This is a genomic window from Butyrivibrio sp. INlla14 (assembly GCF_900102515.1).
Taxonomy (GTDB): Bacteria; Bacillota; Clostridia; order Lachnospirales; family Lachnospiraceae; genus Butyrivibrio.
This window is the reverse complement of the sequence record NZ_FMVS01000005.1, coordinates 129,189-154,034: the sequence shown is the minus strand read 5'-3', so window position 1 is coordinate 154,034 and position 24,846 is coordinate 129,189. Positions and strand designations below refer to the sequence as shown.

27 protein-coding genes and 7 tRNA genes are annotated in these 24,846 nt (G+C 43.5%); 32 read left to right on the top strand and 2 right to left on the bottom strand.

From position 1 onward, the window contains the following. Positions 1-27: 27 nt before the first annotated feature. The 13 genes from BLO53_RS04270 (at position 28) to BLO53_RS04210 (ending at position 13,848) form a co-directional block, all read left to right on the top strand. Positions 28-1,143, top strand: coding sequence for an HD domain-containing phosphohydrolase (locus BLO53_RS04270; protein ID WP_092059266.1), 1,116 nt, complete (start codon positions 28-30; stop codon positions 1,141-1,143). A 60-nt stretch (positions 1,144-1,203) separates the two neighbouring features. Beyond that, positions 1,204-1,277, top strand: a tRNA-Arg gene (locus BLO53_RS04265). A 345-nt stretch (positions 1,278-1,622) separates the two neighbouring features. After that, complete coding sequence (locus BLO53_RS04260) at positions 1,623-9,545, top strand: pectinesterase family protein (RefSeq protein ID WP_092059265.1); 7,923 nt, start codon at positions 1,623-1,625, stop codon at positions 9,543-9,545. Positions 9,546-9,657: 112 nt separating this feature from the next. Next, entirely contained in the window at positions 9,658-10,806 is a 1,149-nt protein-coding gene (locus BLO53_RS04255; RefSeq protein WP_092059264.1) for a THUMP domain-containing class I SAM-dependent RNA methyltransferase, read from the top strand. Between the two features lie 6 nt (positions 10,807-10,812). Then, complete coding sequence (locus BLO53_RS04250) at positions 10,813-11,859, top strand: N-acetylmuramoyl-L-alanine amidase (protein WP_143003204.1); 1,047 nt, start codon at positions 10,813-10,815, stop codon at positions 11,857-11,859. Then, complete coding sequence (gene rdgB / locus BLO53_RS04245) at positions 11,856-12,473, top strand: RdgB/HAM1 family non-canonical purine NTP pyrophosphatase (protein ID WP_092059262.1); 618 nt, start codon at positions 11,856-11,858, stop codon at positions 12,471-12,473. The genes BLO53_RS04250 and rdgB overlap by 4 nt, the downstream gene beginning before the upstream one ends. Before the next feature lie 43 nt (positions 12,474-12,516). Further along, complete coding sequence (locus BLO53_RS04240; RefSeq protein ID WP_092059261.1) at positions 12,517-12,999, top strand: metallophosphoesterase family protein; 483 nt, start codon at positions 12,517-12,519, stop codon at positions 12,997-12,999. A 98-nt stretch (positions 13,000-13,097) separates the two neighbouring features. Then, a tRNA-Pro gene (locus BLO53_RS04235) sits at positions 13,098-13,172 on the top strand. An 18-nt stretch (positions 13,173-13,190) separates the two neighbouring features. After that, a tRNA-Gly gene (locus BLO53_RS04230) sits at positions 13,191-13,261 on the top strand. Between the two features lie 30 nt (positions 13,262-13,291). Next, positions 13,292-13,365: transfer RNA gene (locus BLO53_RS04225), tRNA-Arg, on the top strand. 100 nt (positions 13,366-13,465) lie between these two features. Further along, positions 13,466-13,539: transfer RNA gene (locus tag BLO53_RS04220), tRNA-His, on the top strand. A 114-nt stretch (positions 13,540-13,653) separates the two neighbouring features. Then, a tRNA-Gln gene (locus tag BLO53_RS04215) sits at positions 13,654-13,725 on the top strand. A 50-nt stretch (positions 13,726-13,775) separates the two neighbouring features. Continuing rightward, positions 13,776-13,848 (top strand) — tRNA-Lys (locus BLO53_RS04210). Here BLO53_RS04210 and BLO53_RS04205 read toward each other — a convergent pair. Continuing rightward, positions 13,814-15,319 (bottom strand): recombinase family protein, encoded by a 1,506-nt coding sequence (locus tag BLO53_RS04205; RefSeq protein WP_092059260.1) that lies wholly within the window; start codon positions 15,317-15,319, stop codon positions 13,814-13,816. The genes BLO53_RS04210 and BLO53_RS04205 overlap by 35 nt on opposite strands. 22 nt (positions 15,320-15,341) lie before the next feature. Beyond that, positions 15,342-15,689: a helix-turn-helix domain-containing protein gene (locus tag BLO53_RS04200; protein ID WP_092059259.1), complete on the bottom strand. Its 348-nt coding sequence runs from the start codon at positions 15,687-15,689 to the stop codon at positions 15,342-15,344. 164 nt (positions 15,690-15,853) lie between these two features. Between BLO53_RS04200 and BLO53_RS04195 the strand changes: the two genes are divergently transcribed. The 19 genes from BLO53_RS04195 (at position 15,854) to BLO53_RS04110 (ending at position 24,846) form a co-directional block, all read left to right on the top strand. Continuing rightward, positions 15,854-16,069: a helix-turn-helix domain-containing protein gene (locus BLO53_RS04195; protein ID WP_092059258.1), complete on the top strand. Its 216-nt coding sequence runs from the start codon at positions 15,854-15,856 to the stop codon at positions 16,067-16,069. A gap of 2 nt (positions 16,070-16,071) precedes the next feature. Further along, entirely contained in the window at positions 16,072-16,290 is a 219-nt protein-coding gene (locus BLO53_RS19110; protein ID WP_176757159.1) for a hypothetical protein, read from the top strand. Next, on the top strand, positions 16,214-16,837 hold the full coding sequence (locus tag BLO53_RS04190) for a lytic transglycosylase domain-containing protein (RefSeq protein ID WP_176757158.1): 624 nt from the start codon (positions 16,214-16,216) through the stop codon (positions 16,835-16,837). The genes BLO53_RS19110 and BLO53_RS04190 overlap by 77 nt, the downstream gene beginning before the upstream one ends. Continuing rightward, complete coding sequence (locus tag BLO53_RS04185) at positions 16,827-17,006, top strand: hypothetical protein (protein WP_092059256.1); 180 nt, start codon at positions 16,827-16,829, stop codon at positions 17,004-17,006. Before BLO53_RS04190 ends, BLO53_RS04185 begins: the two co-directional genes overlap by 11 nt. Before the next feature lie 188 nt (positions 17,007-17,194). After that, a complete protein-coding gene (locus BLO53_RS04180) occupies positions 17,195-17,950 on the top strand; it encodes a rolling circle replication-associated protein (protein ID WP_092059255.1) in 756 nt (251 codons plus the stop codon). After that, positions 17,947-18,393 (top strand): RNase H family protein, encoded by a 447-nt coding sequence (locus tag BLO53_RS04175; RefSeq protein ID WP_092059254.1) that lies wholly within the window; start codon positions 17,947-17,949, stop codon positions 18,391-18,393. Before BLO53_RS04180 ends, BLO53_RS04175 begins: the two co-directional genes overlap by 4 nt. After that, the gene (locus BLO53_RS04170; protein ID WP_092059253.1) at positions 18,390-18,737 is read left to right on the top strand and encodes a DUF7768 domain-containing protein; all 348 of its coding nucleotides are present in this window, start codon (positions 18,390-18,392) and stop codon (positions 18,735-18,737) included. Before BLO53_RS04175 ends, BLO53_RS04170 begins: the two co-directional genes overlap by 4 nt. Then, complete coding sequence (locus BLO53_RS04165) at positions 18,737-19,069, top strand: hypothetical protein (RefSeq protein ID WP_092059252.1); 333 nt, start codon at positions 18,737-18,739, stop codon at positions 19,067-19,069. Before BLO53_RS04170 ends, BLO53_RS04165 begins: the two co-directional genes overlap by 1 nt. 16 nt (positions 19,070-19,085) lie before the next feature. Next, positions 19,086-19,337, top strand: coding sequence for a hypothetical protein (locus BLO53_RS04160; protein WP_092059251.1), 252 nt, complete (start codon positions 19,086-19,088; stop codon positions 19,335-19,337). Next, positions 19,330-20,376 (top strand): HNH endonuclease signature motif containing protein, encoded by a 1,047-nt coding sequence (locus BLO53_RS04155; protein ID WP_176757157.1) that lies wholly within the window; start codon positions 19,330-19,332, stop codon positions 20,374-20,376. Before BLO53_RS04160 ends, BLO53_RS04155 begins: the two co-directional genes overlap by 8 nt. Further along, complete coding sequence (locus tag BLO53_RS04150) at positions 20,357-20,719, top strand: hypothetical protein (RefSeq protein WP_092059249.1); 363 nt, start codon at positions 20,357-20,359, stop codon at positions 20,717-20,719. The genes BLO53_RS04155 and BLO53_RS04150 overlap by 20 nt, the downstream gene beginning before the upstream one ends. Positions 20,720-20,735: 16 nt before the next feature. Continuing rightward, on the top strand, positions 20,736-21,125 hold the full coding sequence (locus BLO53_RS04145; RefSeq protein ID WP_092059248.1) for a VVA0879 family protein: 390 nt from the start codon (positions 20,736-20,738) through the stop codon (positions 21,123-21,125). A 3-nt stretch (positions 21,126-21,128) separates the two neighbouring features. Then, positions 21,129-21,431, top strand: coding sequence for a hypothetical protein (locus tag BLO53_RS04140; protein ID WP_092059247.1), 303 nt, complete (start codon positions 21,129-21,131; stop codon positions 21,429-21,431). A gap of 1 nt (position 21,432) precedes the next feature. After that, complete coding sequence (locus BLO53_RS04135; protein ID WP_092059246.1) at positions 21,433-21,711, top strand: hypothetical protein; 279 nt, start codon at positions 21,433-21,435, stop codon at positions 21,709-21,711. Beyond that, entirely contained in the window at positions 21,708-22,130 is a 423-nt protein-coding gene (locus BLO53_RS04130) for a hypothetical protein (protein ID WP_092059245.1), read from the top strand. The genes BLO53_RS04135 and BLO53_RS04130 overlap by 4 nt, the downstream gene beginning before the upstream one ends. Beyond that, positions 22,108-22,563 (top strand): hypothetical protein, encoded by a 456-nt coding sequence (locus tag BLO53_RS04125; RefSeq protein ID WP_092059244.1) that lies wholly within the window; start codon positions 22,108-22,110, stop codon positions 22,561-22,563. Before BLO53_RS04130 ends, BLO53_RS04125 begins: the two co-directional genes overlap by 23 nt. Beyond that, positions 22,556-22,801: a hypothetical protein gene (locus BLO53_RS04120; RefSeq protein WP_092059243.1), complete on the top strand. Its 246-nt coding sequence runs from the start codon at positions 22,556-22,558 to the stop codon at positions 22,799-22,801. Before BLO53_RS04125 ends, BLO53_RS04120 begins: the two co-directional genes overlap by 8 nt. Before the next feature lie 18 nt (positions 22,802-22,819). Next, positions 22,820-24,181, top strand: coding sequence for a ParB/RepB/Spo0J family partition protein (locus BLO53_RS04115; RefSeq protein ID WP_242875295.1), 1,362 nt, complete (start codon positions 22,820-22,822; stop codon positions 24,179-24,181). After that, positions 24,178-24,846, top strand: a complete 669-nt coding sequence (locus tag BLO53_RS04110; protein WP_092059242.1) for a hypothetical protein — start codon at positions 24,178-24,180, stop codon at positions 24,844-24,846. The genes BLO53_RS04115 and BLO53_RS04110 overlap by 4 nt, the downstream gene beginning before the upstream one ends.

Here is a 24,846-nt window from a genome sequence, read left to right as displayed (position 1 = left end):
CTGATTGACTATAGACAGGAGGATCACATGGCAGATCGTTCGATTCTTGTAGTTGATGACAATGAGATCAACAGAGGAATTCTTGGCGAGATTTTCAAGGAACAATATAACATCCTTGAAGCGGGCAACGGTATCGAAGCTATGAAGATGATTGAAGAGAATGAAGAAAAGCTTGCGGCTATTCTTCTTGATATCGTCATGCCAGAAATGGACGGCTATGAGGTCCTTGAGGCTATGCGTAAAAAGGATAACCTGAATGATTCAATCCCTGTTCTGATGATAACAGCTGATACCTCCACAGAAGCGGAGCGTACCAGCTATCAGAAGGGGGCGGCTGATGTAATACATAAGCCTTTTGATCCTGTTATTGTAGATAAAAGAGTTTCTCGTACTGTGGAGCTTTTTGACAGCAAGAACAACCTTGAAGTCCAGGTTGATGATCAGACAAGGGTATTAAAGAAACAGTTTGCATACCTTAAAAAGCAGGAGGAGAGGCTTAAAAACAGTAACGAAAGAGTTATCGATACTATTGCTACAATCGTTGAGTTTAGAAGTATGGAGACCATTTATCATCTCAAGAGGATAAAAGGTTTTGTACGTACACTTGCTCTTACAGCCATGAACAATTACCCTGAGCTTGGGCTGAACCCACATCTTATCGATGTTATAACCCAGGCTTCAGCAATGCATGATATTGGAAAGATATCTGTGCCGGATTCTATTCTCTTAAAGCCGGGGCGCCTCACAAGCGAAGAGTTTGAGGTTATGAAGTCCCATACAACAAGGGGAAGCGAAGTCATTGAGAGCCTAAGGGATGTTCAGGACAAGGAATACTTTGAAATATGTCTTGATATATGTAGGCATCATCATGAAAGATACGATGGCGGAGGCTATCCCGATGGCTTAAAGGGAGATGAAAATTCTATCGCTGCACAGCTTACAGCTATTTCTGACGCTTATGATGCTCTTGTCAGCGACAGAGTATACAAATCTGCTTATCCTGTAGACAGGGCTTTTGAGATGATAAAAAATGGTGAGTGCGGCGTGTTCTCACCTAAGATCCTGGCATGCTTTGAATTTGCAAGGCCAGACCTTGAAAGACTTGTGGCTGAGACTAAGGCTGCAGAAAATGCAGAAAATTAAAAAATATGTTGACAAAGAAACTGCTCGTGCATATAATATATTTTGTTGCTAAAGCGACATGTGCGTGTAGCTCAGCTGGATAGAGCGTCTGGCTACGGACCAGAAGGTCGTGGGTTCGAATCCTGTCACGCACACTTGAGCATTCAGATTATTGATCTGGGTGCTCTTTTTTTTATTCTTTTTTAATATTTTTCTGTTATCTGACAATTCTTTTTATTTCCATGAAACCGCATACATTTATTTGTAAGGAAAAATGACTTTTTTGAAAAGGGGAGAAAAGGAGATGCGTTAGTGCAATATACACAAAAACCGCCCATGAAACTTTGTTTACTTTTAAGCAATATAAATGAAATAAACTTACGTTTCTCTCTTGTTTTCGTCAATGTGAATATGCTAAGATTAAGTCACATTTCATATAGGAATGTAAGCGGTTACATTATTAAAAAAGTGTAAACTTACGTTTTGTTGGGAGGAAAAATATGATCAGAAAGACGAAATGGCACAAGGTAAGTGCCAAAGTCATTGCGTCAGCATTGGCGGCGGCTACGGGGCTTTCATCTTTCTCGGGCATTGCACCTGGAAGTGTTGCATATGCTGAGACGGATGAAGAGAAGGAAGCAACTTATGAAACAAGTGCTTCTTCTGAAAAGAGCAGTGATGGGGCAAAGGCTGCTTCAACAGAGAGCTCTTTAGATGAGAGCGATGAAGGAACTTCAGTGAACTCATCTGAGGTTTCAGATGCTTCTTCAGATTCAGCTGCACTTGATGACAGCAAGGAAGCAGAAGAGACAGACGAAAAGTCAGATGAAGAAAAATCAGCTAAAAAGCTTGAAACTTCAGAATCTGAGAGCACTACCACAGACAGGAACTTTGACGAATCCAAGACTGATGTTTGGGATTTTGGAGCCGAGGATCTTGGAAGCAACTACAACAACAGACTGGATGTTGCTACAATCAACAGCTTTTACTCAGTAGAGGCTGGAACAAAGGGTGTAAATATCGCATCTTTCTCAGTTGATAATGGAGACTTTGTTTTTGAGGATGGCGGATATTCTACAACTCACAGACTTAGAACTACTAATCTTGCACTTACTCACTTTGATGAGAAGTCTCTCAAGGATAGTGATGGAAATGTGTATTCCGGATATATATATTCCAATAAAGGAGCAACAGATGCTGTTTATGTAGCTCTTGAATGTCAGGCAGACGACATTATCACAGCGTATGTAGCAAGTAATGGAACAGATTCTGAAGTCCATTTTAGAAACGTGGAAGATGCTTCAGATGATGCCTTTTTTGTTCATAAAAATGGTGGAAGTACAGTAACAAAGATGGTCTTCTATCCAGCAAATACAGCACAGTACAAGCTTTTTTCAGCAAGTGAGAAGCTGGTACTTGCCAGAGTACTTAGAGAGCATGCCAAGTATTCAGATCTTACTGGCGGAGTAGAAGGATTTGAAGGCACAGGCTCTTTTGACATCGTATTTACAAACAAGGCTAATGGCAATGTTGTTAAGGCAACAGTTGCTGATGGCAAATATACAGCCAGGCTTGCACAGGGCTTTGACTATGAGCTCAGCCTTGAGGGCGCAGATGAATACGTTATTACTTCTGATAAAACTGTCAATATAAGTGAAGATACACAGAAAGATATAACAGTGGAGGGAATCTCACTGGTTGATGTAACTGGTAAGATTACAGGTATTGACGAGGATGATCTTGCAGAATTTGCTGCGGCAGCAGACTTTTCTTTTGCTCCACAGGATGAAAACTCTGTATATGTTCCACAGATCAAGCTTTCTCTGGCAGAGGATGCTATCGAGTACCAGGTAAGACTTCAGAAGAATGTTGAGTACGCAGTATCTGTAGAAGATAAAGAAGGCGCAGCTTTTGTCGAGAACTACGACCTTCTTACAACAAAGCTTACTGCAGAAAGTGACAAAGAGGCTGCAATAGAGCTTGAGGCGAAGCCTGTATATGATGTGACAATTGTTCCATCAGGGGCTACTAAGGCAGATCTTTCAGAGGCAGTTTTCACATTCACAAGACTGGATACTGAAAATGATTTTGCTAAAGACGGATATGTATATGAGTTTACTGGCACAGAGGGTATAGCTCTTAGAAATGGTCAGTACAAGGTTGAGGTTTCAAACTCAGGCGCATATGTACAGAAGCTCACAAGCGACCTTGTAGTAGACGGCGCAGCTGTTAGCAAGGAAATTGCCTTCTCTTCTGATATAACAGAGTGGGATTTCGCAGATGCTTCTTTTGTTTCTAAGTTTGCAAATGCTACTGAAGGAACTTATAACGGTCTTTCATGGACAAACGGAAGATCTCATAACGGTGTGTATCTGTATAGTGGAGCTGGCACAATTTCCGTTCCTGTAAAGGGAGATTGCCAGATTCAGGTAACTGGAAATTATCAGTACTCCTACTACTTTGAAAATGAGAACGAAGCATCAGTTGGTGTAAAGACTGGAACAACTTCAAGTAATGAGACATATACCTATGACTATAAGGGTGGAGCAGGATATGTGGACATCACAGTTCTGGGCTCATCTTATCTGACCAAAATAGCTGCTGTATATCAGACCGAGTACAAGTCTGAACTTACAGTTGGCGCAGATAAAGAGTATAAGACTATCGGCGATGCACTTGCTGCAGTTCGTCTCATGGACAGAAAAGATGGCGAGCGAGTAACAATTAAGGTTCAGCCAGGCAACTATGAAGAGATGCTTGTTATTGATGTTCCTAATGTAACTCTTGAAAATGCAAGCAATTCTCCATCAAATGCACTGACAAATTCTGGTGTGGGTATCGATGAGAATGCAGTTCGTGTGACTTGGTACTATGGCCATGGCTACACATACTACAGCATGAATAGTTCTTACAAGTATGATGCAGAGGCTCTTGCAGCTAATAAGGCTAATGGCTACACAGAGGTTATCAATCCTGGTTCAGGTACTGCTACATACTGGAATGCATCAGTAGTAGTTAATGCTGCAGGGTTTGAAGCAAAGAACATTATCTTCGAGAACTCTTTTAACCAGTATATGTCTGAGAAGGCAGCAGAGGATGTAATCGTTCCTCAGTCTGGTGCAAAAGAGGGAACTGTAAAAAGAGCTTCTATGAAAGCTTTTGATACAACTGTTCAGGATAAAAAATATGTAGAAAGAGCAGCAGCGCTGGCACTTACAAAGTCAGCTACAGAAACTTATTTTGAAAACTGCCGTTTTATCGGCCGTCAGGATACTCTTTATGGTGCAGACAATGCTACCGCAGCTTTCTATAACTGCGCAGTATATGGCGGAACAGATTATATTTTTGGCGGAATGACAGCGGTATTTGCAAAGTGTGATCTTGTTCTTAACACAAGTGAAGACAAGAATGATGTGGCTTACATTACAGCTGCACAGCAGGCATCAAGTGCTCAGCGCGGATATCTTATGTATAACTGCACAGTTAAGAGCACAACACCAGGTGTAGATACAGCATCCAAGTATGTATCCAAGCCAGGTCAGTTTGGAAGACCTTGGAAGGCAAATACATCAGAGGTAGTATTCTTTGATACAGTTGTTGAGGCTACAAACTGGAAGGATGGAGCCTATGATGAAAATGCCAAGACTTCACTTATCCAGCCTGCAGGCTGGAACACATCTCTTAGTGGAGAGTCAGCAAGAAACGTTGAGTATGGCACCTATGAAGTTTCTGGTGAGAACAACAGTGCAAATCGTGTGACATGGGTACAGCAGCCACAGACAGCAGTTCTTGCGGACGGAACAGCTATTTCAGTAGCAGCTTTCCTTGGAGACTGGGATCCATTTACAGCAAACGGCAAGGATATGTCAATCACATTCCCGGATGGAAGCTCACAGGATGAGCCTGTAGCACCAACTCCTTCTGAAGGACCAGTTTCTCAGACTACAGAGTTTGTATTTGAATCAAGTTCACTTGAGCCATTTGCAGCTGGAGCAAAGGCTGATGGAGATACACAGAAGGCTGGCACAGAGGATTACTTCACACTTATTTACAGTGCTAAGTCAAAGGTAGATACAAGCAGCAAGACATGGGAAGATGATTATACATCTGCTCAGAGAGTAAACTTTGGTGGCGTTGCTTCTACAGAGAAGAATGCGATCAAGTTTACAACACAGAACGCAGCAACCATTAAGGTATGGTGGGCACAGGGCGGAGATGACAGCCGTCAGATCACTGTTCTTGACAAGACTGGAGCAGCAGTTGCTACTACACAGGGAACATGGACCAAGAATTCACCATATATTTCAACTCTCAGAGTTGAGGAGGCTGGAACTTACTTCCTTGGTAACAGCGTAAACAATAACTACATCTTCAAGGTTGTAGTAACTGAGGATGTTGTAGCAGAGCCTGTAACATATGTGCTTGAGACAGCGCAGATGGCAACATTCGCAGCTGGAGCAAAGGCTGATGGAGAAGCAGAAAAGGCTGGAACAGATGACTTCTTTACAATTATCTATTCAGCAAAGACTAAGGTAGATACCAGCAGCAAGACCTGGGATGATGGCTATTCATCAGGAGTCAGGATCAACTGGGGTGGAGCAGGTTCTACCGAAAAGAATGCGATCAAGTTTACTACATCAAGCGATAACGCTGCAGTAAAAGTTTGGTGGGTATGTGGCGGTGATAATCGTCCTATGGCAATTCTTGATGCTTCTGGAACAGAGGTTTCAAACTCTGGCCAAGGCTGCAAGAAGAATGATGTTATAATCTCAAGCTTTGAACTTGAAAAGGCTGGAACTTACTATCTTATTCCTTCAGGCGGATCAAACTACTTCTTCAAAGCTGAGGTTACAGACGGAGCAGCAGCTGTTGTAGAAGAAAGAGCTGACTGGAGCAGTGTTGCAGCACCAGTTGTTTCAGAAGTTAAACTTAACTCTTCTGATGCTGGCAAAATCGATGTTACTGTACAGGGTGCAGTTGGATTTGATGGTGGTGACAAGCTTGTTGTCACAATGTTTGATGCAGAGGGCAATGAGATTTCTTCTGCTAATTCACTTGCAGAAGGAGAATCCTGCACAAAGAGCTTTGCACCAACAAAGACAGGAGAATATACATTTATGGCTTCTCTTTCAAGAGATGATGAAGAAGAGGTTAAGAAATCAGCAATGACAGAGGCTTTCTCATTTGTTCTTCCTCTTGCAACACCAGCATTTAAAAATGCAGTAAATAAGGGAAATGGAACAGTTGTAGTTAAGTTCTATTCAGTTCCAGAAGCAACATCTTATTCACTTCTTGCTACAGATAAGACAGACTCTGCATCTTTGGACAAGGCAACTGTTACTCCAGAGGCAGCAGTTGATAATGATACAACAGAATATTCTTATACATTTACAAAGTTGAATGTAGGCCATACTTATGAAATTTCACTTGCAGCAAATCGAGGCGATGATGTTTCAAAAGCAGCTACTCTTTCTGTGAATATCACAGAAGAAGGTGAGCGCGAGTGGGTATTTGCAGCATTTGGTTCAGGAGTATCCAAGGGATCACATACAGGATATTCAGTAAATGATGATGGATCAGTAACTGTATGGAATACAGGTAATAAGGGCAAGATTGTACCAGCTTCTACAGATGGCCTTGCTTTCTATTACACACCAGTTCCAGCGGGCAAGAACTTTACTCTTACTGCTACAGCTACAATTGACACCTGGGCATTTACAAATGGTCAGGAAGGCTTTGGCCTTATGGCTGCAGACAGAGTTGGAGTAAATGGAAACAGCGCTACCTTCTGGAACAACTCCTACATGGCATCTGGAACAAAGGTAGAGTACTACTATGATGCTGACAAACAGGATTCAACAGAAGATGTTACTCCAGATAAGATCACAATGAAGCTTGGCCTCGGAGCACAGGAGAAGGTTGGTGTTACAACTGAGAACCTTCCGCTTCTTGAGGCTGGTGATACAGCAACTGTAAATGAGGCATTTTCTTCTCATATGTATCCTCTTGAGATCAGCTGTGGACCTCAGGGAACAGGCACTTATAACCTGTTTGCAAAAGAGACATCTGGAACAGTAAAGGGTACAGTTGAGAATCCTATCACAACAGTAACTCTTAGAATCCAGAAGAATAACACAGGCTTCTTTGTAAGCTATCTTGATGAGAATGGCAATGTTCTTAGAACAAAGAAGTTCTATGATACAGAAGCTCTTAGTGCTATAGATTCTGACAATATTTATGTTGGTTTCTTTGCATCAAGAACATTTAAGGCAACATTTAGCAATATTGAGCTTACAGTAATTGATCCTTCTGAGGATGCTCCTGCAGAAGAAAAGCCAGTTACATATGTAGCTCCAAATTACCAGATTGTTTCAGCTACATATTCAAATACTGCTAAGTATGAACTTCAGTATTCAGGAAATGCAGACGGAATCCTTACTGTAAAGGATGCTTCAGGAAAAGCGCTTATTGACGCTCAGGAAGTAAAAACTGGCGTGGTAACAAGTGTGGTAACCAAGCTTACAAAGGGCGATAATGCATTTACAGTTACATTTACTCCAAATGCTGATTTCCTTCCTGACAATGATGATCATAAGAGACTTTCATCCTATGAGACAGCTGAATTTGAGCATGTAGTAAGATATGCAACTATTAATGATGATGAAAAGATCTATGTAACACCTGCTGGAAAGGCAGATGCCCAGGGAACAGAAGCTGATCCGGTAGATATTTATACAGCTGTTAAGTATGTTCAGCCAGGTCAGACAATTGTTGTGGCAGCAGGCACATACAGCCTTAAGAGCACAGTAAAGGTGGAGAGAGGAATTGATGGAACACCTTCAAAGCCAATTACACTTGTAGCTGATGGCGGAAGAGCAGTATTTGACTTTAACAATGTATGCGCAGGATTTATCTTTGCTGGTGATTACTGGTATGTAAAGGGAATTGACTGCACAAAGTCTGGTAATTCCCTTAAGGGCATCCAGGTATCTGGTAGTCATATAACACTTGAAGATATCCGTGCCTACGAAAATGGTAATACTGGTATTCAGATCAGCAGATATCTTGCAACAGATGCTAGAGATGAATGGCCTAGCTACGACCTTATCCTTAACTGCACTTCCTATAGCAATGCAGATGCAGGTTACGAAGATGCAGACGGATTTGCTGCAAAGCTTACCTGTGGAGATGGAATTGTATTTGATGGATGCATCTCTTACAACAATGCTGATGACGGATGGGATCTTTTTGCCAAGGTTGAATCAGGCCCTATCGGACAGGTTACAATCAAGAACTGCGTAGCATTTGCAAACGGATATGGCGTTGACGGCAAGGATGAAGGAAATGGTAACGGATTTAAGATGGGCGGATCTAGCATTTCTGGTCCTCACAAGCTCATCAATTCAGTAGCATGGGGAAATAAGGCTAAGGGTATTGATTCAAACTCTGGCCCAGATATCCAGGTATTTAACTCAATGTCATTTAATAATGGCAGCAACAATGTAGCTCTTTATACTAATGACACAGCTAATACTAACTACTATGTAGACGGCGTCCTTTCTTATCGCACAACAGGAACAGGCACAAATGAGAACATCAAGGCTAAGGGAACACAGGATAAGAACAATATCTATGGCAAGCTTAACTTCTTCTGGAATGATGGAGAGAGTGCTAACTCAGAAGGACTCAAGGTTTCCGATGACTGGTTCGTATCACTTGAAGCTCCTTACGCTAATGCTTCAGAGCCATACGCAGTTGCAGCTTCACTTAGAACATCTGATGGCAGAATATCTCTTGGAGATTTCTTAAAGCTCACAGATACAGGTGTATCTGCTCTTGCAGCAGCAGGAATTGATGCTGGTGATGTAGTTGCTTGTCTTAACGGAAGTTATGAGGCTGTTAAGGATGAAAGAGATATCGATGGATCTTCAGAAGATGCAGCGGGTGATGTAGAAGAGGAAGAGCCGGTAGAACCTGAAATAAAGGGTAATTTTGTTACAAAGTGGGGCAAGACAACCTTTGTTACAGAAGATGGTCAGACTCTCACAGGACTTAACAAAATTAATGGAAATCTCTACTTCTTTAAGGCAAACGGTTCTATGGTCAAGAGCGACTATGTAACTGTAGATGAGTATACATATTACATGAATGCAGAAGGCGAGGCCGTTACGGGATTCATGACAAAGTGGAGCAACAAGTACTACTTTGATGAGAACTACCATCAGGTTAAGAATAGCTTCTTCGATGTTGATGGTCATACCTACTATGCAAAAGCAAATGGTGGAATCGTTAGACAGGATTGGATCACAGTTGGTGATAACAAGTATTATGCTAAGGGTGATTACACACTTGCCAAGAACGAAACTATCACAAAGTGGGGCAAGAAATATACATTTGATGAGAATGGTATTCTTGTAAAATAAAAAAGTTTACTACTCTGAGGAGCTCGCTATAATAGCGGGCTCCTTTTTATGATATAATGACCTTGTTTGTAAAAGAGTGAACAAATAATTTTTTAATTGAAAGAAAGAGTATATGAAGAAAATGGAACTTATAGCTCCTTGCCATTTTGGCCTGGAAGCGGTACTAAAAAAAGAAATTATTGACCTTGGATATGATATTGTGGAGTCAGTGGATGGCAGGATCACCTTTGAAGGAGACGCTGATGCTGTATGCCGCGCCAATATCTGCCTTAGGACTGCAGAGAGAATTCTGATCAAGGTAGGAAGCTTCCACGCAGAATCCTTTGAGGAATTATTCCAGGGAGTCAAGGCGCTTCCATGGGAGGAATTTATTCCCGAGAGAGGTAAATTCTGGATTAAAAAGGCATCTAGTGTAAAGAGTAAGCTCTTTAGCCCATCAGACATTCAATCAATAGTAAAAAAGGCCATTGTGGAGCGAATGAAACAGAGCTACCACACTGACTGGTTTAAAGAGGATGCTGAAAGCTACCCTATCAGAGTATTTCTCATGAAAGATGAAGTAACAGTTGCTCTTGATACCACAGGAGATTCTCTTCACAAAAGAGGCTACAGAAAGCTGGAATCCAAGGCACCTATAGCAGAGAATCTGGCAGCTGCGCTTATCATGCTGACACCCTGGCATGGAGACAGGATTTTAGTTGACCCTTTCTGTGGTAGTGGAACTATTCCTATTGAGGCAGCAATGATGGCAGCAAATATAGCTCCTGGTATGAACAGACATTTTACTGCTGAGAGCTGGACACATATCATTACACCTCAGAACTGGACTGATGTCAGAGACGAGGCCAGAGATGAGATAGATACTAGTGTAGAAACAGATATTCAGGGATATGACCTTGATCCTGAGATGGTTGAAATAGCCCGCATCAATGCCCAAAAAGCCGGTGTTGAGAATATGATCCATTTTCAGGCAAGAGATATTGCAGATTTAAGTCATAGGAAGAAATATGGCTTTATAATAACTAATCCTCCTTATGGTGAGCGTATTGGCGACCAGAAGGAATTACCAGCCCTTTATAAGACAATTGGAGCAAGGTATAAAGAACTTGATGCCTGGTCAATGTATCTTATAACCGGATTTGAGCAGGCTGAGAAATACATCGGCAAGAAGGCTGACAAGAATCGTAAGATCTACAACGGTATGATAAAGACTTACTTTTATCAGTTTATGGGACCCAAGCCCCCTAAGAGAAATGGATGATTGGTTATGAATAATGCAGGAATGAAGAAGTTCTTTTACCAGGCATCTGTCTTCACGGGGGTCTGCATGATCATGATGCTCCAGAGGGCTGCCACCAAGCATATTCTGATAACTGATGCTGCCGGGAAGGAGATTGACAGGAGCTTTAGCGAGGAATCTTTTAATCTCCTTATCAGTAGTGAGGTTTCCAATGGTCAATCAGGGAAATTAACTATCCCACTTCCAAAGAGCGTGAGCTCTGATGATATTATTCTGGAAGACAGATATATTGATCACGAACTTCTGATATACATAGATGGGCGTGAAGAAGGATTTTATCTGGATAATGCGGTGTTGACGGATCTGGATATCATAGAGAGTGCTGTGTGCATTTCGGAGAATGACTCAGGAAGTGTGTGCCTTGACTTTAAACTAGATGGACTATATGCTAACGAGAGTTCTTTGACGGAGTCTAGTACTATTGAGGTGAGCTTTTTTAAGCCCTATGACAAATATGACAACATTGTTGTGGTTGACCCTGTGGCGCATGATACAGTGGTAGAACGCAACTCTGCAGATCCTTTGGAAAAAGATATACCACTTGATGTAGCTCTTTTGCTAAAGGGAGAGGCTGAAAAGGCCGATGATCGCAGTACTAAGTTTTATTATACGAGACTTTCAGCAGGAGAGGTTTCACCTGAAAGGGTCAGAGAACTGATAGATGAGACTGAGGCAGATATTGTACTGCGGATTGGAACAGAAAGCTATGAGAATCACCAGGATGGGGTAAGGTCTTACTATAATGGTGAGTTCTTTTTGCGAGGATTTAATAATGCTGAATTTGCTGGACTTATGGCTGCATCATGCGCTACAAAGGCTGGGGCAGATGTGGTAGGTGTCTATGAAACAAATGATGATATTTTATCCTATAGCCAGGTTCCATCTGCAAGGGTATCAGTGGGAAGTCTTGGAGGAACACAAGACCAGGAGAGATTATCTGATAAGTCATACAAACATAAACTTGCGGAAGGCCTCTATCAGGGCATAATGCAGGGAATTGAGGAGATAAAATGAGAATAGTATTTGCAACTGGTAATAAAGGTAAACTCAAGGAAATCCACAAGATCCTAGGAGACCTTGGGATGGAAATTATGTCTATGGCAGATGCCGGAGTGACTGATGATATAGAAGAAAATGGTACAACATTTTCTGAGAATTCGATGATCAAGGCAAGATCAGTAGCGAGGAGTTTAAAGGCACTCAACCCGCAGGATGACAGCATTGTCCTTGCTGATGATTCGGGACTTGAAGTTGATTATTTAAATGGAGAACCAGGAATATATTCAGCCAGATATATGGGCAAGGATACATCTTATGATATAAAAAATCAGGCTATAATAGACAAGCTTGATGGGGTGGCAGAACAGCAGCGCACAGCAAGATTCGTATGCGCAATTTCTGCTGTTTTTCCTGATGGCAGGGAGTTTGGAACGCTTGGTAAGATGGAGGGCCATATAGCTCATGAAATAGCTGGATGTAATGGTTTTGGATATGACCCTATATTTTTCCTGCCGGAATATGGCAAGACAAGTGCTGAGATCACAGAGGATGAAAAAAACGCCATCAGCCATAGGGGTAAGGCTCTTAGGGAAATGGAAAAGGTCCTTAGAAGAGAAATTCAGGGCTGATCATTGTCAAAAAATGGCGTAAAGAAAGGTTTTGTTTGGAAGTATGCATAAGTATCTTGTGGTAAGTGATACTCACGGAAGAGATCAGAATTTTTATGATGTTCTTGATATAGAAGAGCCATTGGATGGAATAATACACTGTGGCGATTTTGAGGGCTCAGAGGGAAAATTTGCTCTGGCAGCAAACTGCCCTGTGTATTTTGTGTCCGGCAATAATGATTTTTTCTCTAGTCTTCAAAGAGAACTGGAATTTGAACTTGATGGTCATACTTTTTTTGTAACTCATGGTCATAATTATTTTGTAAGTATGGATCTTGAGAGTATAAAGAGTGAAGGAATATCAAGAGGAGCAGATATTATTATCTTTGGTCACACACATAAACCAGTTGCTAAAAATGTCGATGGTGTATATCTGTTTAATCCGGGTAGTTTATCCTATCCGAGACAAGAGGGACGAAACCCCAGTTATTTAGTGCTTTCTATCCAGGACGATGGCGAAATATCTTATGAAATAAAGTACTTATAATTACGAAAAAAAACTTGTAAAAATAGTGTTGACATTTGCTTCAAAATCATTATATAATACTTCTTGCGTTACGGCTTAAGGCATTAACGAAAACGAATCGGGGTGTGGCTCAGCTTGGCTAGAGCACCTGCTTTGGGAGCAGGGGGTCGCAGGTTCGAATCCTGTCACCCCGACTTACGTAACGCACATCTGCGGGTGTAGTTCAATGGTAGAACACCAGCCTTCCAAGCTGGATACGTGGGTTCGATTCCCATCACCCGCTTTGGATATATTTTATCCAACACTTCAACGTGTGTCCGTAGCTCAGCTGGATAGAGCAACGGCCTTCTAAGCCGTGGGTCGGGGGTTCGAATCCCTTCGGGCACACTTATTTTTTTGAGCAGAGTACTGACCTTGGTCTGTACGAGCTAAGGGTAGATACAGACAATGGTTAATGTCTGAGTGATCTTCCCAGTCCGTTAATATGGTGGCTATAGCGTAGTTGGTTAACGCGCCAGATTGTGGTTCTGGAGATCGAGGGTTCGAGTCCCTCTAGCCACCCTTTAAGAGAATCTCCGATTTATGTCGGAGCATTTTTCTTGAATATGCTTTCAACTTGGCATACAATTATTATGTAGAAGCTCCAGCTGAATGTGGCTTAAGCTCTTACAATCTTGGGCTATCGCCAAGCGGTAAGGCACAGCACTTTGACTGCTGCATACGACGGTTCGAATCCGGCTAGCCCAGCTAGATGCGATGGATTGTTATAGTGTCGCAGCGAAGATACAAGATTATATGGGATACTAGCTCAGGTGGTAGAGCACTTGACTTTTAATCAAGTTGTCGGGGGTTCGAATCCCCCGTGTCTCACTTTCACAAATGTATCCGAACCCTCCAGGATTCCGGGTACATCAATGGAATTATCGTGGTTATTGTCTGTGTAGTTATAGGCAATAACCACTTTTTCATTGTAGACATAAACAGAGTGCACGAATACATCCAGGAGCCTCTGTTTGAATCCCTCATCTTTGATATTCCCTTTTCTGAACATCTCAAGCCAATACACCACATGATCTTTGGTGATCTCCGGCTTTTTGATACTCTCCTTTGCAATCTGAACCTTGAGCTCCTCACACTCATTCTCAAGCTCCAGGAGCCTCTCTTTTGTTGATGGGGTATATATTCCATCCTCTATTGCCTTAAGGAGGTTATTGCGGCCATTCTCCGCTTTCCTGAGGGCAGATTTAAGCTGTGAGAGCAACTGGTTCACAGTATGCTTTTTATTGATCTCAATAACCTTATCCGCTATATAATCGATCACATCATCCTGGAGCACATCAGAAATGGTATACTGCACCACAAAATCCTCCAGCTGTTCTTTCCGGATGGTTTTGAGGGAGCAATCATGAGAGTGCCCTTTCTTTTTCCGTGTGCCGCACTTATAGTACAGATATTTATTCCCCTGCTTTCCATAGCCGGATTCTCCCACCAGCATGGCTCCACATTCCCCACAGAAAGCCTTGAGGGATAAAAGATACCTCTCCGGAGCCTTATACACAGCTGATGAGTGAGGCCTCCTTATAATCTTGGATTGCACTGCATCCCATAACTCCTCAGAAATGAGGGCAGGGATGGGGATATCTATGCCATCATAGGTGCATTTGCCTATGTATTTCTCATTTCTTATCATGGAGTATATGCCATTCTTGGTGATGGGAGAGCCTTTCCTGTTCTTTACACCCATCCTGGTGAGCTCATCAAGGATCTCTGTGGCCGTTTTCCCGGCCGCATAATGCTCAAAAACATATTTCACCACCCAGGATTCATTCTCATTCTCTATATATTTCTTTTCATCACTGATTTTATATCCATAAGCAGCCATACCGCTCACCGCCAAACCTTTCAGAGCAGATTCTCTCTGCCCTCTCTTTACCTTTTGCCGCAGATCGGCCACATAATACTCAGCCAATCCCTCCATAAGTGATTCCAGGATAATTCCCTCAGGACCATCCGGGATCACCTCCTTGGCATACAATAATTTGATGCCATGCCTCTTTAATTTGATCTTATTAAGGGCAATCTCCTCCCTATCTCTGCCGAACCGGTCAATTTTCCATACAATGATAGCCTCAAACTGCCCCTTTTCACTATCCCGGAGCATCTTATTGAACTCAGCTCTCTTTTCAAAGTCGGTACCGGATATATGCCTATCTGCATACACCTTTAACACCTTTATATCATTCTGCTCAGCATAGGCCATACAATCTCTCACCTGGCCCTCTATGCTCTGATCTGTTTGCCTTGGCCCAGGAGAATACCGGGCATATATTACTGCATTCATAGCTTATCCCCTAAGTTTAATATCATTTTTTATCCTTGGCCGGTACCAGGGAAATAAAATTCTTGAGCATTTGCCAGTTCTCCGGAGTGTATTCATCCTCAAAGAGGGTAATATCCTCATATCCATCAGATTTTGATAAATAAGCACCATATCCAAAATCTGTGAGCACATTCTTTGATCTGTACAAATCACATAGAGCAAGAAATCTGCTTATATCAGGGGAACTCCTGCCCTTTTCATAATTGAACAGGGTTCTGTGATTCATATCAATGCCATAATCCTCCAAAAGTTGAGCCGCAACATCTTTGGCGGTGAGACCAGCAGCCTCACGCATGGAACGCAACTTTTCTCCGATTTCAACGTTGTTCATCAGTAAAATCACCCACCTTTCCACAATCAATATATCACAGACGAAACACAAAAGAAACGAAAAAGTATCTAAAATAAATAAAAAATAGTTGACAGTATCTAAATCAGTTAATATAATGCGATTAGGTATTCAAATTAGATACCACACAGAAAGGAGGTATTAGGATGCAGAAACAGATGCAGGGCACCGCTACACATAACCTGATGGAATACATCAAGCAGAGAGGAATAAAAGGCTCTGCCATCTCAACGGCCACAGGAGTATCAGCCGGAGTATTGTACCCGGTTATGCAGGGCCGGAGAGAATTAAGAGCTGATGAGTTCCTGGCAATCTGTAAATTTACCGGAGCGGATCCCAAAGAAATGTACCGGGAGGAATGAGTATGGGAGTGATAAAGCCAAAAGCAATCCCGGATCATGTGGCATTGCTCCAGGCTGGTTTTATAGAGAGAGCGGTGCTGGATTATTTCAAGGATCCGGTGCATGAAAAAGAGTTCAGAAAGTGGAAAAGAGAAAGGAGAAAGCGTGAAAAGGAAACATTTAACGGCAGCAGCCCTGATTTTGGCAATGTGGCTCATAGCAATCTTTACATGGTGCACTGAATCTCCCAGGGCGGCACAGGCAGAACCTTTGCAGACAGTAGATCTCACCTGGGAGCCAATCCCGGAATATGTTCCTCCGGAGCCGGTGATAATAGAAACCTATGTGCCGGAGTTCATAGCATATGAGGATGTGCCTCTCCCGGAGGATATGCAGATATTCATGCAGCAGGAGTGCAAGGAGCTGGATCTCTCATATGAGTTCGCCCTGGCACTCATGGAAACGGAGAGCTCATTTAATCCGGATGCAGTGGGTGATGGTGGCAGATCGGTGGGATACATGCAGATCAATCAGTGCAACTGGCAGCGGATGGCTGATGATTATGGGCTGGATGTATCTGATGAAAAGGAGAATGTGGCAGCAGGCCTCAGGATCCTCCGGGAGCTGTTCGATCAGAACACAGATCCATATTATGTGATCCTCTGCTACAAGGCCGGAATAGGAAACGGAGCCAAGCTCTACGAACAAAAGAAATGGGTGGGAGATACATATGATTGCATAGCGATCTGTGAAAGAGCTGCCCAGTGGGAGAGATCACATGGAAAGTAAAAAGAAGAAAGCCGGGGAGATCATGGCAGGAGGAGGGATGCTTTTCTCACTGCTGGTTGCATCAGGATTTGATGCTCCGGGAAATGATATCAGAATGGTATGCACTCTCATGGCTATAGGCATGACAGTGGCGATAATTGGGGCAATAATGGCCGATCTTTGGACATAGAAAAAGAGCTGTTGCAAGCAGCCCTAATTCCGAGGATGTGATACACACCCAAACCTTATAAATAGTGTATCACAAAAGCCTAAATTTATCAAGCAAAAATCCTTTATTTTTGCCGTTTTTAAGAGGTTTTTCACAGCCTCTTAAGTGGCTCATTAGGATATTAAACTTAGGGAGGTGATACACCAAAAATGTATATCAGAAATGAATATGATCTTGGGAGGGTGATCCAGGTGGAACATTATTACCCTGGTAATTATGGAGCACCGGGTAAACCAAGACAGCCCAAAAGGAAAAGGACACCTGAGGATATAGAGAGACAGAACAGGACCAACCGGGCAAAAAAGATCCAAAGGATAATCCTGGCCAATTTCAAAGAGGGAGATTGGCACCTGATCCTAAAGTATAAACCCGGAGAAAGACCTGAGACATATGAGAGGGCAAAAAAGAACCTTAAGAATTTCCTGGATAAGATCCGGAGGGTATACAAGAAAAAAGGATATCAGCTGAAATTTATTGCAGTAACAGAGAGGGGTAAAAAAGGGCAGGCCCTCCATCATCACATCATCATTGAGGATATCCACACACCGGATTTCAACACTGTGGATCTCATTAAGAAGATGTGGCCGGGGTTCAAAACATTCATTGATCTGTATGAGGATGGAGATTATGAGAACCTGGCTGAGTACATTGTGAAGATCGAAACCAAAGAGGAGGAGGAAAAGGGCAAGGCCACATATTCAAGATCAAGGAACCTGATCATACCAAAGCCCAAGAGGAAAAAGCTCCTCAGGAGGAAATGGCCGGATGAACCAAAGCCCAAGAAAGGATACATGATCATCCCATCAACTGTATACAACGGAATCAATCCTGTGACCATGTACCCATACCAGCATTACTCCATGAAAAGGATTGATAAAAAGGATCCGGGAGGTGGTTCAGGATGAAAATACGGATGATCATAGAGAGCACCTGGCACGGACCATCCAAAAGGGATGGAGTGGCAATGTGGCTGATGGAATACATGAAAGATGATATCCCCATCACCAGGCAGGGATTCATTCACAAGAAAGATGGCACCGAGGCAGCAGGCTGTTTGATGGCCATGATAAATGCATTTCATATGCTGAAAGTTCCATGTGATGTGGAGATCATCACCCAATGTGATAATGTGCTGAACACCATGGGAAACCATTGGCACATCCAGTGGAAAAAGAATAATTGGCACAATGCCAAAGGCAAAGAGGTGAGGAATAAGGACCTGTGGGAGCTCCTCACAGAGAAAATGGATCCTCACACCTACACCATACACGGAGGGCATCACGATTATCAAACAGTGATGCAGGCAGCAGTACAGAAAGAATTTGAAGAATGGAGCAGGGAAGAATGAAAAAAGTGTATATATGCTCAGCATACTCATCCCAGGGAAAGATTGAGGAGAATGTGCAGAGGGCAAAGAACTACTCAAGGATGGCCATTGAAAAGATGTGCCTGCCAATCACTCCTCACATCTATTTCACCCAGTTCATGAGTGATGATGTACCGATTGAAAGGCAGATTGCATTGAATATCGGCCTGGAGCTGATTGATGAATGTGATGAGCTGTGGATCTTTGGAACGGCAGCAGGCGGCATGGATGATGAGATCGATAAGGCCAAGGAGCTGCATATCCCCATAAGGGAGTTCACAGTACACGGCACAGAGATACCGAGGGAACAGCGGAGGTATATCTGATGGCCAAGAGCATCATTCAAAAGCATACAGATCCCTTGAGCCGTGAATGCTATTTATGCAGGAAAGAGGCAGATGAAAAGGGATATTTTGGAGAACTGAAACACACCGGATTGCACAAGCACCATTTCATGCACGGACCACACCGGAAAAAAGCTGAGCACTTTGGCCTGTGGGCATATGTGTGCAATGAAAGGCATCACGAATATGGCCCGGAGGCTCCACATGTGAACAAAGAGGTGGATCTTTATTTGCAGCAGGTGGCACAGAGAGCATTTGAGGCCAAGTATTCACATGAGGAATGGATGCAGCAGTTTGGAAAGAACTATTTGTGAAATGGAGGGATAAGCCATGAGTAACACAAGAAACACACTGGGAGATCTGAACAACCATCTCTTTGAGCAGCTTGAGAGGCTCAATGATGATGAGATGGATGAGGAAACCCTGGAAAAGGAGCTGAAACGCTCCGAGGGCATGACAAAGATTGCTGAAAAGATCATCCAAAATGGAGAATTGGCCTTTAAGACCATGAAACACATGGATGAGTACGGACACAACCAGGGGGGGCAGGTGCCTGTTATGTTGGAGATTCACAATGCATAGGTATCCTGAGGGCCTGCTGGAATTTGTCAAGGATAATTACCTCATCATGGATAACCGGGCACTGGCAGAGGCCGTGGGCTTTATATTCCATTACCCTATGACCGCCAAAGCCATGAACTCACTGAAAAAGAACCATCATTTGAGCGGAGGCCCAAGGGTAAAGGTATATACCCAGGCATGGCCAAAAGAGGTATGCGATTTCATCAAAGCCCATTACAAGGGAAATGGCCATCAGAAGATGGCAAACATGGTGAACAGCAATTTTGGCACAAGCTATTCAAGAGATCAGATCAAAGGCTTTTATGCCAGGAACAAACTTGATTCCGGATTGAGAGGAGATCTTGAAAAGGGCAGAGGCTGGAATAAGGGAAAGAAAATGAGCCCTGAACAATATGAAAAATGCAAGGGCACAATGTTCCAAAGAGGCAGCAGGCCTCACAATGCAGTTCCGGTTGGTACCGAGGTGATAAGAGATGATGGGTACCATCAAACCAAGATTGCAGAGCCCAATGTATGGATGCTCACACATATACTGATATGGCAGCAGGCGAATGGAGATGTGCCGGAGGGCTGTTTGGTTAGTTTCAAGGATGGGAATCCGGATCATATCAGTATCGATAATCTGTTTTTGGAAACAAGGCAGGAACACCTGGAGATGAACCGGAGAGGATACAGATCCGAGTTTCCGGAGATAACAGAGGCAGGGCTGAATGTGGCCAAGCTGAGGATAGCGGCCAGGCATATATCCGATAAGAGAAAGAAAAAGGAGGCTCAGCCAATGGCAAAGAGGACAACAGAAAAACCTATAAAACTCAACAGGGAGAAATACAAGGAAGTTAGAAAAATGGACCATGCAACCCTTGAGGATTACTTGAATGAGATCTATTTCAGAGGCAGCAGGGATGCTCAGGCGGCAGCAGGCTTTGATGCTGATAAAGCCCTTGAGGCAATATCTCAGATCAAAGGTATTGGCCCCGGAAAGCTCAAAGAGATTGAGAGGGTGCTGAAAGGAGCAGCAAATGGAAATGAAACCCAGTGAGATACTGCAAAGCTATGAGAATGCGCAGTATAAAACCAAGCAAATAGGTATCCTAGCAGAATTAAATGCCTGCTCCAAGGAGGAAATCACAGAGATTCTGAAAGAGATGGGAGCGGAGCTGCTAAAGAGGAAATACCAAAAGAAAGAGGAAAAGGAACCTGAAAAAAAGGAATGGGAGGAGCCTGAACTCCTCCCGGAACCAAGGGAGATACCACAATCAATACAGCTTGTATTGTATGAGAGGCTGGATGTGCTTGATGCCAAGATCCGGGAATACACCCAGGGCAAAGAGAACGCAGAAAAAGAATACATGGAGATTGTGGAGTTTTTGAAACTTAAGTGAATGGAGGGATAAGCCAATGAAAAGAGAAATCAAAACCGGATCAAATACCTCAATGGGATTTGATGATGAGAAGATCAGAACCTTTGAGAGCGTGGATGCATGGAGAGCTGAGGGAGAGAGGCTCTTTGGCAAGGATGTGAAGAAATGGAAATACAAGTGCCCTATGTGTGGCCATGTGGCAGCAGTGCAGGATTTCATTGATGCAGGCCTTGATGGGCAGGAGGCGGCTAATTCCGCATATTGTGAATGCATAGGCCGCTATACCGGTAAAGGCTCACCAAAGAAAGGTGATTCCTCAGGATGTAACTGGGCAGGCTATGGATTATTTGGAATACCTCACGGAGGAGTGGTTGTAATGACCGGAGAGGGCAGCGGCCAGCATATCTTTGAATTTGCGGAGGAATAAGCTATGGCAGAGATAAATGATGCTTTAGGAGCAAAGGAATACCTCACAGAGATGAGGAAAAAGTTTGATAAGACCATGGCCCCGGAGATGAAAGCGGCCATGAAAGAGGCAATCAATGCCCTTGATTTGCAGATATCTCAATCCCCGGATATCACCGGAGATGGATATGCTCCCGGAACGGATCAGATTGTATATGATACTTGGCACTGCCCAAATTGCGGATGCAGCTATGAATATCCGGATGATACCCATGATTTCTGCCCGGCATGCGGCCAGGCTATCAGATGGCCACAGGAGGATTCCTGATATGCCAATGGAAAGGGAGCGGTACCCAAAGAACTGGGAGCAGATTGCATTTGAGATCAAAGAGGCAGCAGGCTGGAAATGTGAGAAATGCGGAAAGCAGTGCAGAAAACCGGGAGAGCCCTTTGATACCCACAGAAATACTCTCACAGTGGCTCATATGAACCATATACCGGAGGATGTGAGCAAAAGCAATCTGAAAGCCCTGTGTGCTCCCTGCCATCTAAGATATGACGCAAAGCACCATGCAGAAACAAGGAAAAAGCGGAGGGATAAGCCATGAAAACAAGATACGGATTAGGAGATCCAAAGGCAGCAGCCATTGATCTGATGAGATGCTTTCCAGGCAGTTTTATCAATCAGAGGCTTGAGCTGATAGTACATCCGAGAACAAACCAGTATTTTCTCTTGGAGGATTGCCACACCGGAGATGATGTGGTGGCCAAGAGCGTTGAATGGCTCTCAAGGGCAGCAGCCAAAGGCCAGCCATACGATAAAGAGAGGAATAACCAGGCATTCAGGAAGATGATGCAGCAGGGGCTCAATGAGTTTTGGGGTACCGATTTCACCGAGGAGGATTTTTATAAGATCTATCAGCACCTTGGAAATGCAGTGAACCATGAGAAAACAATGAGATTTGTGAGATCAGGCTTTGATATGCAGGAGTTGGAGGTGAGCTATGGAGCAGCTGAATCTGTTTGATTACATCCAGGACCTGCAAACAGCTGCTGAAAGAAAGTGGGATATCCCAGTTGATCAGAAACGCAGAGCGGAGGAGGGCTGGATAGATAACTGGCATTATACAGAGCTTGAGAACCCACCTGAGCCGAATATCTATTACTGCATCACTCTGCTCAAGGGAGGATATTACAACTACACATATATGGCATGGGCTCATGGGCATTGGTGGGCATATGCCGGATATGGCACCAAATGGCTGTTTGCAGAAACAGAGCACAGGAAAGAATGGATGGTGCCATTTGCCTGGGTAAGAGTTCCGGATCTATACCTCAGGACAGATCCACATTACCAATTCCTGTTTGAGCATTTTGTAACAGAGCACGATTGGGAATATGAAAAGCGGATGATGGAGATCCGGGAAAGGTATAAAGGTGAACAAAAAGGGAATGGATGAATTTATGGAATTATATACCAGGCTCTCCCTCCAATATCCCCTATACATGACATTCAGGTATATGCACACCGGAATCCCAAGATGGAGGATAGATGTATTTGGCAAGGATATGGCCAACTTAGGAGGTGGCAGGTGTGATATGCAGATAATCCATGCAGAGGAGAAAGAGCTTGAGCAGGTATGGGAAACAGCAGCCAAAGCACTAAGGAACAGAGAACAGGATCTCAGTAAGTTATAACAAAGGAGGATAAGCCAAATGAGAACCGAAACAGCAACCATGTTGAGTGTGGATGTACTGCATGAACATCCGCAAAACCCCAGGAAAAGTATAGGGGATGTATCAGAACTCACGGAATCGATCAGGAAAAACGGAATAATGCAGAATCTCACTGTTATTCCCGGCCACTGGGATGATTCCGGCAATTTCCATGAGGATGAGTACACTCTCCTCATAGGGCACCGCAGATTTAACGCTGCCAAGGCAGCAGGCCTCACAGAGGTACCCTGCCGGATCGTTGAGGGAATGGATGAGAAAGAGCAGCTCTCCACCATGCTGGAGGAGAATATGCAGAGAGCAGATCTCACCATATGGGAACAGGCAACCGGATTTCAGCTGATGCTTGATCTTGGAGATACGGAGGAGGGGCTTGCAGAGAAAACCGGATTTTCAAAAACCGCCATCCGGCACAGATTAAACATTGCAAAGCTGGATGGTAAGGAGATCAAGAAAAAGGAGCAGGATGATTCATTTCAGCTCACCCTTAAAGATCTGTATGAGCTTGAAAAGATAGAGGATATCAAGACAAGAAACAAGGTCCTGAAAGATGCCAGGGATTCCAGGGAGCTTGCATGGAAAGCCCACCAGGCAGCGGAGCAGGAAAAGATGGATAAGAGAGCAGCCATCATCATAAAGCTCCTAAAGGCAGCAGGAGTGAAAGAGGCTCCTGAGAAAGTAACCCATGAGATGTACTCCGGAAAGTGGGAAACAGTAAAGGAATGGGATTTAAGGAGTGAGAAAGAGCCTAAGCTGGCCAAAGCCACCCAGGCAGATATACAGAGTGATTGGCTATGGTACTGGTATTATGGATCAGTAAAGCTGATAAAGCCCACACCCAAGAAGAAAGAGAAAAAAGAGGCAGATCCTACCGAGAAGAACAAAAAGGAGCTCAAGAAGAAAGTAAAAGAGCTCATGGTGAAAAAGCACATATTCATTGATGAGGTTATCACCGGAAAGCTGGATGGGATCAAAGAGGAATATGAGACCTGTGAACAGCTGTGGGATGTACTTGTGAATATAAGTACCTACTTAGGCCCATCAGAGCTCAGGAGGTTCTTTACCGGCAAAGCCGATTATGAGGCATCCCAGGAGGCCAAGGATGAGGCAGATGATAAGATCTCAAAGCTGCATCTCATCCAAAAGATGCTCATTCAGTTAGATTATGCCATGGATAATGTGGGAGATCTCATGGATTGGAGATGCAGATACAACGATTCAAAAGCAGAGCAGCTTGTAGAGGCATTCAAGATCTTAAAGAAATGGGGCTGGACCTTTGAGGATGAGGAAATAAACATCCTGGATGGTACCCACGAACTGTACACAAAGGAGGAGCACAGGTGAGAGTAATTTTAAAGACCGGAGGCAAGAGCATAGAGAAAATAGTTGAGGATTCCATCAGGGATCCTCAGCAGATGAACCTCTCAAAAGAGGAGGCTGAGATAGTAAAAGCATACCTGGATAAGTTTAATGATTGCAGAGTAGATCTGAATGGAGATGGATTTCTTGAGGGCTGGGATGGAGATTTCTTTAATGTTGGCCGTATCAAAGAGGCATTCTATCTCATGGAGCAGGGTCCCATGTTTGGAACCTATGTGGATGATAGAGAGGGCTTTGATAGAGATTGGGCAGAGGGAGAATACCAGCCTGATGCCGGAATCAGGTTCCAGGAATGCGATTACATTATCGATACCGAAACACCAAAGGAGAAATATAAAAGGCTCCTGAGGATGTTCCCTGGGGTAAAGGTGATCAATGAGGTATCAAACCAAGAGGCAGCAGGAGTGAATAACATTGAGGTGGTAAATTGCCACATCTATGAATATGTGCTCCAGGATGGCCGGTATTTATTCAAAGGAATGGCAAGATCCTATGTGAATGCCCTCACATATAACAGTAATGCAAAGACGGAAAGCGAATATGAGCAGGAGAGAAAAGCGGCCTGGGAGATAGTAAACGGATTGAAATGGCAGGTTGCCATATTCTTAGAGCTGAAAGCGGAGGTATAA